Consider the following 15,501-nt stretch of genomic DNA (forward strand, 5'->3'; position numbering starts at 1 on the left):
GGGCTGCGGCCCGGACGCGTTCGTGGTGTGCTCATCCGGTGCCGACCGCACTCAAATGAGTATGTCCCTCATCAAATGATTCCGTCCAGGGCGCGCAGCGTGACCATCACCACTCGGAGAGCGGTAATGTTACTTACGAGTAACTTACGATCTCGTAGGTAGTATCCGCGACATGACCGCTGTCGACGAGACCGACGACGCCCGCTCCGCCGTTGTTCCGGTCGGACTGCCCGCCCTGACGAAACCCAAGCTCAGAGGGTGGCTGCATGCGGGAATGTTCCCCGCTGTCCTGATTTCCGGCGTCGTGCTCACCGCCTTCGCGCAGAGCACCAGGGGACGGATCGCCTGCGCCGTCTTCACCGTCACCGCCTGCGCGCTCTTCGGCGTCAGCGCGCTCTACCACCGCGGCAACTGGGGGCCGCGGGGCGCCGGAATTTTGCGACGACTTGACCATGCGAACATCTTCCTGATCATCGCGGGCACCTACACCCCCCTGACGATCCTGCTGCTGCCGGGAGGCACCTCCGAACTCCTGCTCTGGCTGGTGTGGGCCGGCGCGCTGGCCGGCATCGCCTTCCGGGTCTTCTGGGTCGGCGCCCCGCGCTGGCTCTACACGCCCTGCTACATCGCGCTCGGCTGGGTCGCCGTCTTCTTCCTGCCGGACTTCTTGCGCACCGGCGGGGTCGCGGTGATGGTCTGCGTGGTCGTCGGCGGCATCCTCTACAGCACGGGCGCGGCGGTCTACGGCTTCAAGCGCCCGAACCCCTCACCGCGCTGGTTCGGCTTCCACGAGGTCTTCCACTCCTTCACGCTGGTGGCGTTCATCGTCCACTACGTGGGCATCTCGCTGGTCGCCTACAGCCACAACTGACCCGCCGCCCCACTCCGCCCCTCCTCGACCCGCCCCCCGCAAACCCCGCAAGGCCCCGCATTCCCGACCACGGGAGTGCGGGGCTTTCGTATGCTCTGCGGGGCAGCGCCGGCGGCGCGGGCTCCTAGTCGTCGGCCCGCAGGTGGGAGCGCAGGGCGCGCGGGTCGGAGGTGGGCGCGTCGCAGACGAACCTGCGGCAGACATACGCCGCCGCGCGCCCGGCCCGCGTCGGGCGGCCCCGCAGCAGCGGGAACTCCCCGGCGCCCTCCTCCCCGACGGCCACCACGGCGCCGGGCGCCGCGGCCAGCAGCGCGGTGCGGTGCAGTTCCTCGGTGAGCGGGTCGCCGACCGCGCCGACGACCGCCACCTCGCGCGGCCCGTCGAGCATCGCCTCGGCCACCGCCAGCCCCCACCCGACGAAGCGCGGCGCGCGGGCGGCCAGCGCGCCCACCACCCCGAGCGCGCGCTCCGCGGTCGTACGGTGCCGCTCCGACCCGGTGTGCGCGGCGTACGACAGCAGGGCGCCGGCCGCCGCGTTCCACCCGGAGGGCACCGCGTTGTCCGTGGGGTCCTGCGGGCGGCGGATCAGCGCCTCCGCGTCGTCCGCGGTGTCGTAGAGGGTGCCGTCCGGCGCGGTGAAGCGGGTGAGCACCGTGTCCAGCAGCAGGCCGGCGAAGTCCAGCCAGACGCCCTCGCCGGTGACGGAGGCGAGCGCCAGGAAGCCCTCGGCGACGTCGCCGTAGTCCTCCAGCACGCCCGCGTTGGTGCCCGGGGTGCCGTCGCGGGAGGTGCGCAGCAGCCGCCCGTGCACGTCGAGGTGGACCCGGACCAGCAGGTCGGCGGCGTCGACCGCGGCCTGCACCAGGTCGGGGCGGTCGAAGTAGGCGCCGGTCTCGGCGAGTGCGGCGATGGCCAGGCCGTTCCAGGCGGCGACCACCTTGTCGTCCCGGCCCGGCCGCGGGCGGCGGGCCCGGGCTTCGAGCAGCCGCTCGCGTACGGCGGCCACCCGGTCGGCGTCCACCACGCCGTTGCCCTGCGGCAGGCGCAGCACCGAGGTGCCCTCCTCGAAGTTGCCCTCCTTCGTCACTCCGAAGTAGCCGGCGGCGAACTCCCCGTCGGCCGCGCCGAGTTCCTCCGCCAGTTGGGCGGGCGTCCACACGTAGTAGGCGCCTTCGACGCCGCGGCCGGTGCCGTCGTCACTGTCGGCGTCCAGCGCGGAGGCGAACCCGCCCTCGGCGGTGCCGAGTTCGGCGACCATGAAGTCCGCGGTCTCCAGGGCGATCCGGCGGGCGAGGTCGGAGCCGGTGGCCCGCCACAGGTGCGCGTACACCCGGGTCAGCAGCGCGTTGTCGTAGAGCATCTTCTCGAAGTGCGGCACCTGCCACGCGCGGTCCACGGCGTACCGGGCGAAGCCGCCCCCGAGTTGGTCGTAGATCCCGCCGCGGGCCATCGCCTCGCAGGTGTCCCGCACCATGCGCAGGGCGCCCTCGGCGCCGGTACGGGCGTGGTGGCGCAGCAGGAACTCCAGCGCCATCGACGGCGGGAACTTCGGGGCACCGCCGAACCCGCCGTGCGTCTCGTCGTACGCCCGGGTCAAACCCACCAGCGCCGCGGTGAGTTCGCCCTCCCCCACGCTGCCGGCCGCGCCGCCGTACGCCCCGGCCCGCTCGGCCAGTTCCCGGACGATCCGGGCGGCCACCTCGCCGACCTCCTCGCGGCGCTCCCGCCACGCGCCGACGACGCCCTCCAGCACCTCCCGGAACCCGGGCAGCCCGCCCCGCGCGCGCGGCGGGAAGTACGTACCGAAGTAGAACGGCTCCCCGTCGGGGGTGAGGAAGACCGTCATCGGCCACCCGCCCTGCCCGGTCGCCGCCTGCACCGCCTCCATGTACACCGCGTCGACGTCCGGCCGCTCCTCCCGGTCCACCTTGACCGCGACGAAGTGCTCGTTCAGGTACGCGGCGACCGCCTCGTCCTGGAAGGACTCGTGAGCCATCACATGGCACCAGTGGCAACTGCTGTAGCCCACGCTCAACAGCACCGGCACCCCCCGCTTGCGCGCGGCGGCGAAGGCGTCCTCCCCCCACGGCCACCAGTCCACCGGGTTGTCCGCGTGCTGGAGCAGGTAGGGCGACTGCGAGTTGCCCAGTCGGTTCATGCCGCCATCGTCGCACGATCCCCCGCGGGCCGGGCCCAGCCACCCGGCCGCGTCGCCAACGCCCGCAGCCGTTCCGGATCAGGTGTGCCGGCCGTGCAGTTCCGTAGGCTGGTGCGCGCAGCGCCGGAACCGCCGAGGCTCCTCGAACGCGTTACCGGTGCTTCGCGCCATGGTCGAACTGCCGCGTGAGGCGGCCGTCCGCGCCCGCGGCCCTACGCACTCGGTTCCGGCGCCGCCTTGGTGTTGCCCGCCGCCTGCACGGCCTCGATCAGGCTCGCCATGCCCTGGTCGAAGCGCTGCTGGTACTTCTTCACCTGGTCGGCGCTCATCCGCCCGGGGCCGAACGTGTGCGCGAAGTCGATCAGGTTGAGCTTCGCGGACGTCGCCGAGGTGCCCTCGGCGGGCTCCTCGTCCACCGCGATGAGCACGCTCGCCGCGATGAAGGCGAGGCCCGAGCTCTTCGCGGCCTCCCGGACGTGCATCAGCTTCTCCACGAGGACGTCGTGGACACTGCCCTCCTCGGCGAAGCCGCCCACGATCTTCTCGGACGCCCGCCCGATCTCGCGTCGGCTCTTCCCCTTGAGGCCCGTGCCGCCGACCGCCCGGTAGCCGCGGCTCGCGGAGCCGGTCACCGCGTCGGCGACCTTCAGCTTCATCTTCTTCTTCCAGGCGTCGGCCTTCGACATGCTGGCGAGCAGTTCCTGCTTGCTTGCGGTGCTTTCGCCCACCTTGATGTCGAGGAGCTTCGGCTTCGTCATGCCGGACGTCAGGTTCGCGATGTAGATGTGGGTCGCGTCGTCGCCCTTCTTACCGTCCTTCTGCTCCACCTGCTCGGCGGTGTACGAAGCGGGTGCCACTCCGTCCAACGCGGGGTGCTTGCCCGCGCGCATGTCGGCGTAGAAGTCCCGCTCCACCTCGTTCGTGGGCTTTCCGATGATGCTGCCGCCGGCACGCCACTCCATCCCGCCGTGCCCGCCGGTCGCCTCTTCCTCCGCACGCTGGACGGTCCGGCTGGGTGCGGCCGCGCGTGCAGCCCGCTGGATCGCCTGCACGCCACCCGCCGACCGGCTGCGCCACCCGCCCGCGGCGAGCTGCGCGACGGCGGCGTTTCCCGCGGCCCCCTGCACCGTCCGCATCATCGCCGCGATGGAACCGGCTGCCTCCTGCGGACGGGCCGCCGTGCTGTCCGGGTGCACCGGGCCGCGCCGGGCGGCGGACTCGTGTCCGATGTCGCGCCGATCTCCGTGCGAGTACAAAGCTGCCCCTTCCAGCGGACCTTCCCGGCCCGGCATGACGACGACACAGCCATGAATATCGGAGTGTCAACAGCTGACGCAATGGGATCGAGCGGTGTCAACGACCCTACTCACGGCGGGAACTGACCGTTGCCCGGTCAGCCCGCACAGCGTGGCCCATCGGCGGCGCCGATGCCCCGGCACGCTCCCCGTCCGCCCCGCTCTCGGGGTGGACGCGCGTCCTCCGGGTGGTCCGCGTACCCGTCGCACGGGGGTCAGGGGTGGGAGGTGAGGCCGACTCCACCGTCGGCTCTGCCGGGGCGGGCCGCATCCGCTGCCACGTCGGGAGAACCCCGGTCCACCGCGGCGCGGAAGGCACCGCCGTTGCAGGTACTGCCGGAACCCCCACCCGGCAGCGGCTACCGGGAAGTGAGGACGTGGCGGTCGCGGCTGGCGGCGATGCCGCCGGCGAGTTGCAGGAGCAGCAGCGCACCGAGGACGAGCAGCGGAACGCCCCAGCCGCCGGTGAGCGTGTGGACCAGGCCGATGCCGACCGGGCCGAGGCCCGCGAAGAGGTAGCCGACGCCCTGCGCCATCGTGGAGACGTGGCCGGTGTGCCGCGCGTCCGGGGAGCGCAGCACGATGTACGTCAGGGACAGGCTGATCGCCGCGCCCTGGCCGAGGCCGAGCAGGGTCATCCAGACGTAGGCGCCGGCCACCGGCGCGGTGCCCAGGCCGAGGTAGGCGGCGCCGGTGAGCAGGACGGACAGCAGCACCGGCAGCCAGGTGGGGCGCATCCGCCGGGCCATCCCGGGGACGAGCAGCGCCGCCACGATCCCGGGGAAGGCGGAGTAGGCGATCAGCCAGCCGGCGGTGTGCTGGTCCGTGCCGTGGTCCTGCAACAGCGTCGGGAGCCAGGTCAGGCAGGCGTAGTACGCCAGGCTCTGCGTGCCCATGAGGGTCGTCACCGCGATCGCGACGGGGTCCTTGAACAGGGCCCGGAACGTCGGCTCGCCCCGCTCGGAGGGCGCGTCGGCAACCTCCCGCGTGCGCGGGTCGCGCCGCGGCGCGCGGACCATCTGCGGCAGGACGGCGCCGAAGGCGACGACCGCGGGGATCGCCCACACCGCCAGCGCCGCGCGCCAGGACCCGCCGACCGCCGAGGCCAGCGGCGCCGTGAGTCCCGAGGCGAGGGCGGCGCCGACGAACAGGGCCGTCGAGTACAGGCCCATCATCAGCCCGGACTGGCGGGCGAAGTCGCGCTTGACCGCCGCGGGCATGACGACATTGGCGACGGCTATCGCCGCGCCCACCAGGACGGTGCCGGTGAACAGCCCGGCCAGGCTGGGCTGGAGCCGCAGCGCGATGCCCGCGGCCAGCGCGAGCATCGTGAGGCCGAGCAGGCGGTGCATGCCGAAGCGGCGGGTCAGCGCTGGGGTGAGGAACGCGAACGCGCCGAACGCGACGATCGGGATGGTCGTCAGCAGGCTCGCCACGGACGCCGGAAGTCCCAGGTCGTCGCGGATGCTGGACAGGACCGGCCCGATGGAGGCGACCCCGGGGCGGAGGTTCAGGGCGGTCAGCAGCAGGCCGCCGGCCAGCACCGCGGTACGTACGGGGGTGCGCGCCGACCGGTCGCCGGGGTGCTCGGGCCGGGAAGGGCCACCCGTCCCGCCGACCGCGCTCCGGTCGCTCTCACGCGTCTCCACGTTGTCTCCCTCACCTGTCGTGACCAGCGCCTTCTGCCTGGTGGACACCGTCAAGTCAACGCCCTGCCGCCTGGGCCGACCACTGTTAATCTGACGCGTGATGCCCGAAACCCGACACACGTCGACGCGCCCGGAGCAGTACCTCCTGCTCGGGCACGACGAGCGCACCCACGCGCACGCGCACACCCGCGGCCACCTGGTCTACCCGGCCTCGGGAGTGCTCTCGATGGTCACCGAGGCCGGGGCGTGGGTCGCGCCGCCGAACCGGATCGTGTGGATTCCGGCCCGCTTCACGCACGAGCACCGGGCGCACGGCGCGACCGACATGCGCATCGTCTTCCTGGCGCCCCGGCTGGCGGAGCTCCTGCCGCCGCGCCCGGCGGTGCTCGCGATGACGCCGCTGGCCCGGGAGGCCGTCCTCGCGCTGACCGCCGGCGAACCGCGCTCCCAAGCCGCCCGCGCCCGCCTGCGCCGCGTCGTCATCGACGACGTCGTCGCCGCGCCCGAACAGCCCCTGCACCTGCCCGCGCCCCACGACCCGCGCCTCGTGGCCGTGACCGGGCTCGTCCAGCAGGACATGTCCGCGCCCGCCACGCTCGCCGCGCTCGGCCGCGGCGTGGGGGCCAGCGAGCGCACCCTCAACCGCCTGTTCAAGAGCGAGACCGGGATGAACTTCGTGCAGTGGCGCACCCAGTTGCGCATCCACCGGGCCCTGCTGCTGCTCACCGACGGGAAGTCCGTCACCCGGACCGCGGCCGCGTGCGGCTGGGCCAACCCGAGCGCCTTCATCGGCGCGTTCACCTCCCTCGTCGGCCAGAGCCCCGGCCGCTACCAGCGCTCGCTGAGCGCCCCGTCCGAGCCCGCACGGGAGGAGAGCCGGACGCCGCGGCGGGGTTGAGGCGGGGCCGGTACGGGAACCTCCTACTACCCGTGGACTGTCGTATGCCACGGGGGCCGGAAGGCAACGGGAGGGCATGTGGCGGATACGCGGAGCGCGTTGCGGGGGGCGGACCGGGCCGAGGTGGAGCGGTTGCTGCGGCGGGCGGCGGCCGGCGCCGCGGGCGACCGGCGCGGGCTGCTGGCGCGCGGCCGCAAGGAGCTGGACACGCTGGCGGCCGCCGCTCCGGCGGAGTACGCCGCCTACCGTACGGCGCTGCGCGAGGGCCGGGCGGCGTCCCATGTGTCGGCGGCGGCGCCGGGCTCGGTCCCGGGGCTCGCCGCGATCACGGCGGCGGTGGCCGCGTTCTGCGTGGACCTCGCGCACGGCCTGTCCGCCGGTGCGGCCGTGACCACCGCGCTGGTCGCCGCGGCCGCCACCTTCGCCGTCGCGGCGCTGCGCACGCTGCGGGCCCACCAGGCGCTGCCGGCCGGCGCCGCGCAGGCCAGGGCCGCTTGGCTGGCGGCCGTGGAGGAACGCGCCATAGGACCGTTCGTACGGCAGGCGCAGGCGCCCCCGGCGGCGAAGGCCGCGGCACCGAAGCGGCCGCAGCCGGCCGCCCCCGCGCCCGTGCCCCCGCCGCCACCGGAGCCGGCCGCCGCCCACCACGCCCCCGCTCCCCCGCCGCCGCGCGCGGCCGAGCGGCCCCCGGTGGCGAAGACCCGGCGCGGCGGGGGCGACCGCAGCGCCGCCGCCCGCACCCGCGCCGTCCTGGAGCAGTCCTTCCAGCAACTCCCCGAGTCCGAGGGCCCGTTCGCGGGCCGCCGGGCCCACCTCGCCCGGATCGCCAAGTGGGTGCACCAGTCCCGTGCCTCGACTGCCGTACGGCCCACGGTCGTTGTCCTGCACGGTCCGGCAGGCGGCGGCCGCACCTCCCTGGCGGTGCGCGCGGCACGGGAGTTGAGGGACCAGTTCAAGGGCGCGTGCGTGGTGGACCTGCGCGGCGCGGGGCCCAGCCCGCTGCCGGTCCGGGACGCGCTGCTGCACCTGCTCAACCGGCTCGGCGCGCCCCGCGACCAGTTGCTGTTCCGGGAGCGGCCCGAGCGGCAGGACCACGGCCAGCACCTGACCCGCCTCGCCGAGCAGTACCAGCAGCACCTGACCGGTGTCCCGGTGGTGATCGTGCTGGACGACGCGACCGACGCCGAGCAGGTCCGGCCGCTGGTGCCCGAGCGCTCCGAGAGCCTGGTGCTGGTCACCGCCGCGGAACCGTTCGACCCCGACGTGCCGGGCGCGGTCGTCCACCACCTGCCCGTGGGCCCGCTGGACCTCGACGACACCTTCGAACTGCTCGGCGAGATCGCCGACGCGGCCGGCACGGACACCGCGCCGCCCGAACAGGCCGAGCGGCTGCGCGCGTTGACCGCCGGGCTGCCCATCGCCCTGCGGATCGCCGGCTCCGGGCTCGCCGCACACGGCGGCGCGGCCCGACTGGCCGACGACATCGAGGTGTTCGGGCCGCGCGACCCGGTCGACCGGGTGCTCGCCCTGCGCTACCACGACCAGCCCGAGCCGGGCCGCCGCCTGCTGCGCCGCCTCGCGCTCGCCGGGCGGGCCAGCTTCGGGGCGGCCGCCGCGGCGGCGCTGCTGGCCACCGACGAGCAGGAGGCCGGCCGCCGCCTGGCCGAACTCGCCGCCGCCGGACTGCTGGAGAACGTCCGCGGCAGCCGCTACCGGCCGCACGACCTGGTCCGGGCGTTCGCCGCCGAGCGGCTGCTCGACGAGGAGGACCCGGTCGAGCGCGCCGCCGCCCACGAGCGGCTGATCCGCTCCTACGCCGACCTGGCCGACACCGTGATCCGGCTGGTCGAGGGGAAGACGTCGACCCGCGCCGGGCGGTTCGGCCCGCACGGCTTCGCCTCCCTCGACCTCGCGCTGCGCTGGCTGGACGAGGAGTCGTCGTTCATCACCGCCGCGCTGCGCGACACCGCGGGGGTGGACCAGGCCGCCGTGCAGGCGCTGCTGGGCGCGCTGTGCGACTACTGCCTGCTGCGCGGCGACCTGTACCGGCTCGGCGAGATCAGCGAGATGGCCCAGGCGCAGCAGGCGGCCGGCGGCCGCTCGGGCCCCGAGGGCGACCGCTCGGTGCTGGTGCGGTCGGTGCAGTGGCGCACCGGCATCGCGGCCCGGCAGCTGGGCGAGCTGGACCGTTCGAAGTCGACCCTCAGTGCCGTGGTGGACCTGTACTTCGAGGCGGAGCACCCGGCCGGCGCCGCCCGCGCCCTGGACAGCCTCGGCATCACCCTGCACCACCAGGGCAACCTGAAGGAGGCCGAGCTGCGGCTGCGCGAGGCGGTCGACATCCAGGGCGCGCCGGGCCTGGAGGAGGACCGGGCGTGGACGCTGCACGCGCTGGGCGCGGTGCTGCGCGACCGGGACGAGGTCGTCCAGGCCCTCGCGCTGCTGGAGGAGTCGCTGGCGCTGCACCGGGAGAACGAGAGCGTGCAGGGCGAGGCGTGGGCGCACCTCCAACTCGGGCAGGTGCAGTTGCGGCTGGGCCGGCTGGACGAGGGCGAGGAGGAGCTGCGCGCGGCCGGGCGGTGCTACGCGCTGGCCCGCGACCCGCGCGGCACCGCGTGGACGCTCACCCAGCTGGCCCGCGCGCGGCTGATGCGCGGCCAGGCCCGGGAGGCCGCCCACGACCTGGACGAGGCGGTGCAGCGGCACCGGGCGACGGAGGACGCCCGCGGCGAGGCGTGGACGCTGTACTACCTCGGGCACGCGCTGGAGGAGAGCGGCGACACCGACGCGGCGCTGCGCACCCTGGAGCGGGCGCGCAGCATGTTCTCCCGGATGCGGGACGTCTACGGGCTGGCCTGCGCCCGGCACCACTCGGCGCGGGTGACCCGCGACCAGCGGGCGGCCCGGACCGGGAACCTGCGCAACAGCGGCTTCGCCCGGCAGCTGCTCCAGGACGCGCGGCAGGACTTCCGGCGGATCGGGGTGGCGCACGGCGAGGCGTGGTCGTGCGTGGAGCTGGCGGTGATCGACGCGGGCAACGGGCGGTTGCTGGAGGCGCTGTCGCTGCTGGACGAGGCGGGCGGGCTGTTCGCCGGGCTCGGCGACCGGCGCGGCCACGACTGGGCGGTGTTCCTGCGGGCCACGGTGCTGCCGCTGCTGGCCCCGGACCCGGCCGGGCCGGACGGCGCGGCCCGCGCGGACGAGGAGCTGCGGGCGCTGCTCGCCGCGTCCTTCCCCGAGCGCGACCCGGACCTGGCGGAGTACGCGGAGGCGTATCTGCTCCTGCTGGCGCGCGGCTCGATCGTCCCCGGGTCGCCCTGGAACGCGTGGGAGCTGGGCATGACCCCGACGAGGTCCGCCCGCATGGTCATGGCGGTGCCCACGTAGGGGCGGCGGACACCGGCCCGGTGGGGTGCCGGCCGGTGGAGTACCGGCTGCCGGCGTACTGGATGACGCCCTAGTCGCGGGCCGCCGGGATGGTGGGCTTGGGCTCCGGGGCCGGCTGCTCCTCGAAGTCGATCTTCTTCATCTGCTTGTTCATGTTCTTCATGAGCGCCCACAGGCCGACGGCGATCACCGCGAAGACCACGAATCCGAGCAGCCCCGGGGTCACCTTGTTCTTGTCGAGCTCCTGGGCGAGCGGGACGAGCGGGTGGAGGGCGTGGTAGTCAGTCACGCCCTCCATTGTTGCTCAGACCGGAAAGCTCCCCGCAGTCAGGCCCCGCGAACGCCCGCGAACAGGTCGTCCTCGGGGAGGGAGACGTCCACCCGGGAGCGGGCGAGTTCGTAGTCCTCGGTGGGCCAGACCTCGCGCTGGACGTCCATCGGCACCCGGAACCAGCCGCCGTCGGGGTCGATCTGGGTGGCGTGGGCGAGCAGCGCCTTGTCCCGGATCTCGAAGAACTCGCCGCACGGCACGTGCGTGGTGAGGTTCCGCTCGGGCCGGTCGGACTGCTCGAACCGCTTGATCCAGTCCTCGTAGGGCGACTCCAGGCCGCGGGCGAGCAGCGCCTCGTGCAGGGCGAGGGTGCGGGCCTTGTTGAAGCCCTGGTTGTAGTAGAGCTTCAGCGGGGTCCACGGCTCGCCCGCCTCCGGGTAGCGCTCGGGGTCCCCCGCCGCCTCGAACGCCGCCATCGAGATCTTGTGGGTCATGATGTGGTCGGGGTGCGGATAGCCGCCGTTCTCGTCGTAGGTGGTGATGACGTGCGGCCGGAACTCGCGGATGAGCTTCACCAGCGTGCCGGCGGCGGTGTCGACGTCCACCAGGCCGAAGCAGCCCTCGGGCAGCGGCGGCAGCGGGTCGCCCTCGGGCAGCCCGGAGTCCACGTAGCCCAGCCACGCCTGCTTGACGCCGAGGATCTGCCGGGCCTCGTCCATCTCCTTGGCCCGGACCTCGTGGATGTGCTCCTCGACGTAGGGGTCGCCCTGGAGCTTGGGGTTGAGGACGGAGCCGCGCTCGCCGCCGGTGCACGTCGCCACCAGCACGTCGACCCCCTCGGACACGTACTTGGCCATCGTGGCGGCGCCCTTGCTCGACTCGTCGTCGGGGTGGGCGTGCACGGCCATCAGTCGAAGCTGATCGGTCAAGGCTGGCTTCCTTATGTCTCCGGTCATCACAACAGTCTCGATCCCCTCCGAAACAACGGCCGGGGGCACCTCCTATAGTGACGGGAGACGGGGGCGATTAATTCCGCGGTCCCCGACGGGAGGACGATCATGACGGCCGTGCAGCCGGGTCCGGCACCGTCGCTGCCCGAGGGGCGGTACGGCGGCGGCGCAGACGCCGACGCACGCAAGGACCGGGCGCTGCGCAGGGCCGCGGTCGTGCTGGGCGTGCTGCTGGCCGCGGCTGTCGGCTACTTCGGCTGGCACTCCCTCCAGGAGAGCCGGATCAGCGCGCAGGTCGTGTCCTTCCAGGCGGTGTCCGCGCACTCCCTCCAGATCCACCTGGAGGTCCACAAGGGCGCCGGGACGACCGTGGTGTGCACCGTCCGCTCCCAGGACGACGACCACAACGAGGTCGGCCGCAAGGACGTGCGGATCAGCGAGCACGCCAAGGACGTCGACACGATCGTGACGTTGCGCACCACCGCGACCGGCAGCACCGGCGAACTGGTCGGCTGCCAGTCGGCGAAGAACAGCTGATCCGGGTCCGGCCGGTGGCCGGGCTCAGTGGGTCAGCGCGTTCGCGCCCACGATGACCAGGCCGATCACCACGTCCACGATGCCGACCCGGCAGGACGGCGCCCAGCGCTGCCCGGCCGCGCGGGCCGCCCACAGGCCCCAGCCGAAGAGCGTCGCGGTGTTGACCAGCAGCACCACGCCGACGCCGCCGCTCTCGCTCCACCACCCGGCCGACGCGCCGAGCAGCGCGACCAGTGTCGGGGCGACGGCGGCGACCAGCGGCCACTCGTCCAGCATCGACCGGAGCGTCTCCACGGTGGGCCGCCGCCCGCCCGCGGTCCAGTGGGCGATGGTGTGCGCGTAGCCGTGGGCGGCGGCCGCGGTGAGCGCGGCCACCAGAATCCACAGCGCGTCGTAGCGGGGGTCGGGCTGCCCGGTGTCCTGGTCCAGGGCGGAGGCGAGCGAGCTGGCCAGCACCGTGCCGTAGACCCCGCCGAACAGCAGGCGCTGCCGCGGCACGCCGAGGGGCGCGTACGGTGCGTGCTGGTGCGGGTCGTCCGGCATGGCGCCCCTTTCGACACGGTGGCGGCGCGGTCGGCACCGGGGGGTGTTCCGCCGCACACGATGTAACCGCATATGGGGCAGCCTCGCCGGTCAGGAATTGTTAGGCTCGTGGTTTCGTCCCGGCGCCGGGTGGCAATGCACTTGTGCACCGGGAGGGGACACGCACCAGAACACCGCATGACCGTATCGACGAGGAGCACCAGTGACCCAGACCAGCGACAACGTCACCTGGCTCACCCAGGCGGCGTACGACCAGCTCAAGGCCGAGCTGGAGCACCTGTCTGGTCCGGCCCGCGCCGAGATCGTCGCCAAGATCGAGGAAGCTCGTCAGGAAGGCGATCTCAAGGAGAACGCCGGCTACCACGCGGCGCGTGAGGACCAGGGCAAGCTGGAGCTGCGCATCCGGCAGCTCAACCAGATCCTGGAGACCGCGAAGGTCGGCGAGGCGCCGGCCGACGACGGCGTGGTGGCGCCCGGCATGGTGGTGACCATCGCCTTCGACGGCGACCCGGACGACACCCTGACCTTCCTGCTCGGCTCGCGCGAGGGTGTCAGCAGCGACCTCGAGACGTACTCGCCGCAGTCCCCGCTCGGCCGCGGTGTGACCGGCAAGCGCAAGGGCGAGGACGCCACGTACGAACTGCCGAACGGCAAGACGGCAGCGGTGAAGGTCCTCGACGTGAAGCCCTACCAGGGCTGACCCCCTCCTCCCCCCACCCGCCCCCGCAGCAGCCCCGCCCGTCCCCCGACGGCCGGGGCTGCGCTGCGGCTAGGCGGTGGCGGAGCGGTATTTGCGGACGGCGAGGGTGCGGAAGACCGCGACGATCAGGACGGACCAGGCCAGTGAGGCCCATACCGGGTGCTGCATCGGCCAGGCCGAGGAGTGGACGACGCCCGGGTTGCCGAAGAGGGTGCGGGAGGCCTGGACGGTGGCGCTGAAGGGGTTCCACTCCGCGACGTGCCGCAGCCAGGGCGTCATGTTCTGCGGGGAGACGAACGCGTTCGAGACGAACGTCACCGGGAAGAGCCAGACCAGGCCGCCGGAGGTGGCCGCCTCCGGGGTGCGCACCGTCAGGCCGATCAGCGCGCCGATCCAGGAGAAGGCGTAGCCGAGCAGCAGCAGGAGCGCGAAGGCGCCGAACATCTTCGGCAGGCCGTTGTGGATGCGCCAGCCGACGAGCAGCCCGACGCAGGCGAGCACCACGACGGTCAGCGCGGTCTGCACCAGGTCGGCGAGGGTACGGCCGGTGAGCACCGCGCCGCGGGACATCGGCAGCGAGCGGAACCGGTCGATCAGGCCCTTGTGCATGTCGTCGGCGATGCCCGCGCCGGCGCCGGCGGTGGCGAACGTCACGGTCTGCGCGAAGATCCCGGCCATCAGGAAGTTGCGGTAGTCCGAGGCGCTGAACGACCCGCCGACGTTGACCGAGCCGCCGAAGACGTAGCTGAAGAGCACCACGAACATGATCGGCTGGAAGAGGCCGAAGATCACGACCTCGGGGATGCGCATCATCCGCAGCAGGTTGCGCTTGGCGACGACCAGGGAGTCGTGCAGCGAGCCGAGCGCGCCGCCGCGCGGGGTCGGCGCGAGGGTGGTCCGCGGGCTGTCCGGGGTGCCGGTGGCGACGCTCATTTCACGGTCTCCTTCGAGGATGCGGAGTCCGGGCCGCCGTCGCCGTCCCGCGCGGCCCGCGCCTCGGACTCCTCGGCGGTGTGCCCGGTCAGCGAGATGAACACGTCGTCGAGGGTGGGGCGACGCAGCCCGATGTCGTCGATCTCGATGCTCTCGGCGTCCAGTTCGCGGATCACCTCGGCGAGCAGCTTGGCGCCGCCGGTGACCGGCACGGTCACCTTGCGGGTGTGCCGGTCGACGCTGACGGCGTCCTGGCCGCCCCGGCCGTACCGGACCAGTACGGCCACGGTGTCCTCGATCCGGCTGTGGTCGTGGGCGACGACCTCGATCCGCTCGCCGCCGGTCTGCGCCTTGAGCTGGTCGGCGGTGCCGCGGGCGATCACCACGCCGTGGTCGATGACGCAGATGTCGTGGGCGAGGTGGTCGGCCTCCTCCAGGTACTGCGTGGTCAGCAGCAGCGTGGTACCGCCGGCGACCAGTTCCTGGATGACCTCCCACAGCTGCTGCCGGTTGCGCGGGTCCAGTCCGGTGGTGGGCTCGTCCATGAACATCACCGGCGGGCTGACCACGAGGGCCGCGGCCAGGTCCAGCCGGCGCCGCATGCCGCCGGAGTAGGTCTTGGAGACGCGGTTGGCGGCGTCGGCGAGGTGGAACCGCTCCAGCAGCTCGTCGGCGCGGGCCCGGGCCCGCTTGGCGCCGAGCTGGTAGAGCTGCGCGACCATCTGGAGGTTCTCCCGGCCGGTCAGGTACTCGTCGACGGCCGCGAACTGGCCGGACAGCCCGATGTGCCGGCGGACCTCGTTGGGGTGCTTGAGTACGTCGATGCCCGCGACGACGGCTCTGCCGCTGTCCGGGCGGAGCAGGGTGGTCAGGACGCGGACGGCGGTGGTCTTGCCCGCCCCGTTGGGGCCGAGCAGGCCGAGGACGGTGCCCTCCGGCACGTCGAGATCCACTCCCCCCAGTGCCCTGACGTCCCCGAAGGTCTTCACCAGACCCTCGGCGTAGATGGCGCCGGCCATGTCTTCGCTCCCGTCGGTTGTCCGTGTGTACACGTCCGCGGGGGGTTGTCCCGGGGTACGCGCGGTCAAAACGCCCGGCGGCCGTGCGCGCGGCCGGGTCCCGCTTCCCCGTTCGACCGGTGCGCCGACCGAAACTCATCGGCGGCCGGCACCCTCGCGATAGTTCGCGACTATGGCAGACGCGATATATCGCGTCAACTGTTTTCGCCGCCGGCCCCGGGAACGTCGGGCCGATCGGACCAGGCGAGCGGGTGAGCGAGTGAGCGGTCAGGCCAGGACGGCCCAGGTCA

General features: G+C 73.4%; 13 protein-coding genes. 5 read left to right on the forward strand and 8 right to left on the reverse strand.

The features are described from left to right. Positions 1-172: 172 nt before the first annotated feature. Positions 173-871 (forward strand): PAQR family membrane homeostasis protein TrhA, encoded by a 699-nt coding sequence (gene trhA / locus AC3EVP_RS00795; RefSeq protein WP_335980783.1) that lies wholly within the window; start codon positions 173-175, stop codon positions 869-871. Between the two features lie 124 nt (positions 872-995). On the opposite strand, the gene AC3EVP_RS00800 is transcribed toward trhA, so the two are convergent. The 3 genes from AC3EVP_RS00800 to AC3EVP_RS00810 form a co-directional block, all read right to left on the reverse strand. Then, positions 996-3,029: a thioredoxin domain-containing protein gene (locus AC3EVP_RS00800; protein WP_435124758.1), complete on the reverse strand. Its 2,034-nt coding sequence runs from the start codon at positions 3,027-3,029 to the stop codon at positions 996-998. Between the two features lie 212 nt (positions 3,030-3,241). Continuing rightward, positions 3,242-4,285 carry an inositol polyphosphate kinase family protein gene (locus AC3EVP_RS00805; RefSeq protein ID WP_435124761.1) on the reverse strand — a complete coding sequence of 348 codons (1,044 nt, stop codon included), beginning with the start codon at positions 4,283-4,285 and terminating at the stop codon, positions 3,242-3,244. A 398-nt stretch (positions 4,286-4,683) separates the two neighbouring features. Continuing rightward, on the reverse strand, positions 4,684-6,021 hold the full coding sequence (locus AC3EVP_RS00810) for a CynX/NimT family MFS transporter (protein ID WP_488179782.1): 1,338 nt from the start codon (positions 6,019-6,021) through the stop codon (positions 4,684-4,686). 52 nt (positions 6,022-6,073) lie between these two features. Between AC3EVP_RS00810 and AC3EVP_RS00815 the strand changes: the two genes are divergently transcribed. Both AC3EVP_RS00815 and AC3EVP_RS00820 read left to right on the forward strand, forming a co-directional pair. After that, a complete protein-coding gene (locus tag AC3EVP_RS00815) occupies positions 6,074-6,871 on the forward strand; it encodes an AraC family transcriptional regulator (protein WP_435124766.1) in 798 nt (265 codons plus the stop codon). A gap of 78 nt (positions 6,872-6,949) precedes the next feature. Further along, positions 6,950-10,258 carry a tetratricopeptide repeat protein gene (locus AC3EVP_RS00820; protein WP_435124769.1) on the forward strand — a complete coding sequence of 1,103 codons (3,309 nt, stop codon included), beginning with the start codon at positions 6,950-6,952 and terminating at the stop codon, positions 10,256-10,258. A gap of 70 nt (positions 10,259-10,328) precedes the next feature. On the opposite strand, the gene AC3EVP_RS00825 is transcribed toward AC3EVP_RS00820, so the two are convergent. Together AC3EVP_RS00825 and mca are read right to left on the reverse strand one after the other, a co-directional pair. Continuing rightward, positions 10,329-10,556, reverse strand: a complete 228-nt coding sequence (locus tag AC3EVP_RS00825) for a hypothetical protein (protein ID WP_335981653.1) — start codon at positions 10,554-10,556, stop codon at positions 10,329-10,331. Positions 10,557-10,585: 29 nt separating this feature from the next. Beyond that, positions 10,586-11,458, reverse strand: coding sequence for a mycothiol conjugate amidase Mca (gene mca, locus AC3EVP_RS00830; protein ID WP_335981656.1), 873 nt, complete (start codon positions 11,456-11,458; stop codon positions 10,586-10,588). Between the two features lie 129 nt (positions 11,459-11,587). Here mca and AC3EVP_RS00835 point away from each other — a divergent pair, with 129 nt between their 5' ends. Then, the gene (locus tag AC3EVP_RS00835) at positions 11,588-12,016 is read left to right on the forward strand and encodes a DUF4307 domain-containing protein (protein ID WP_335981658.1); all 429 of its coding nucleotides are present in this window, start codon (positions 11,588-11,590) and stop codon (positions 12,014-12,016) included. A gap of 24 nt (positions 12,017-12,040) precedes the next feature. On the opposite strand, the gene AC3EVP_RS00840 is transcribed toward AC3EVP_RS00835, so the two are convergent. Next, entirely contained in the window at positions 12,041-12,559 is a 519-nt protein-coding gene (locus AC3EVP_RS00840; RefSeq protein WP_435124774.1) for a hypothetical protein, read from the reverse strand. A 202-nt stretch (positions 12,560-12,761) separates the two neighbouring features. Here AC3EVP_RS00840 and greA point away from each other — a divergent pair, with 202 nt between their 5' ends. Continuing rightward, positions 12,762-13,259: a transcription elongation factor GreA gene (greA, locus tag AC3EVP_RS00845; RefSeq protein WP_335981662.1), complete on the forward strand. Its 498-nt coding sequence runs from the start codon at positions 12,762-12,764 to the stop codon at positions 13,257-13,259. Positions 13,260-13,328: 69 nt separating this feature from the next. On the opposite strand, the gene AC3EVP_RS00850 is transcribed toward greA, so the two are convergent. Continuing rightward, positions 13,329-14,192 (reverse strand): ABC transporter permease, encoded by an 864-nt coding sequence (locus AC3EVP_RS00850; protein ID WP_335981668.1) that lies wholly within the window; start codon positions 14,190-14,192, stop codon positions 13,329-13,331. Continuing rightward, the gene (locus AC3EVP_RS00855; RefSeq protein ID WP_335981670.1) at positions 14,189-15,211 is read right to left on the reverse strand and encodes an ATP-binding cassette domain-containing protein; all 1,023 of its coding nucleotides are present in this window, start codon (positions 15,209-15,211) and stop codon (positions 14,189-14,191) included. The genes AC3EVP_RS00850 and AC3EVP_RS00855 overlap by 4 nt, the downstream gene beginning before the upstream one ends. Between the last annotated feature and the right edge of the window lie 290 nt (positions 15,212-15,501).

It is taken from the genome of Actinacidiphila sp. bgisy144 (assembly GCF_057708105.1).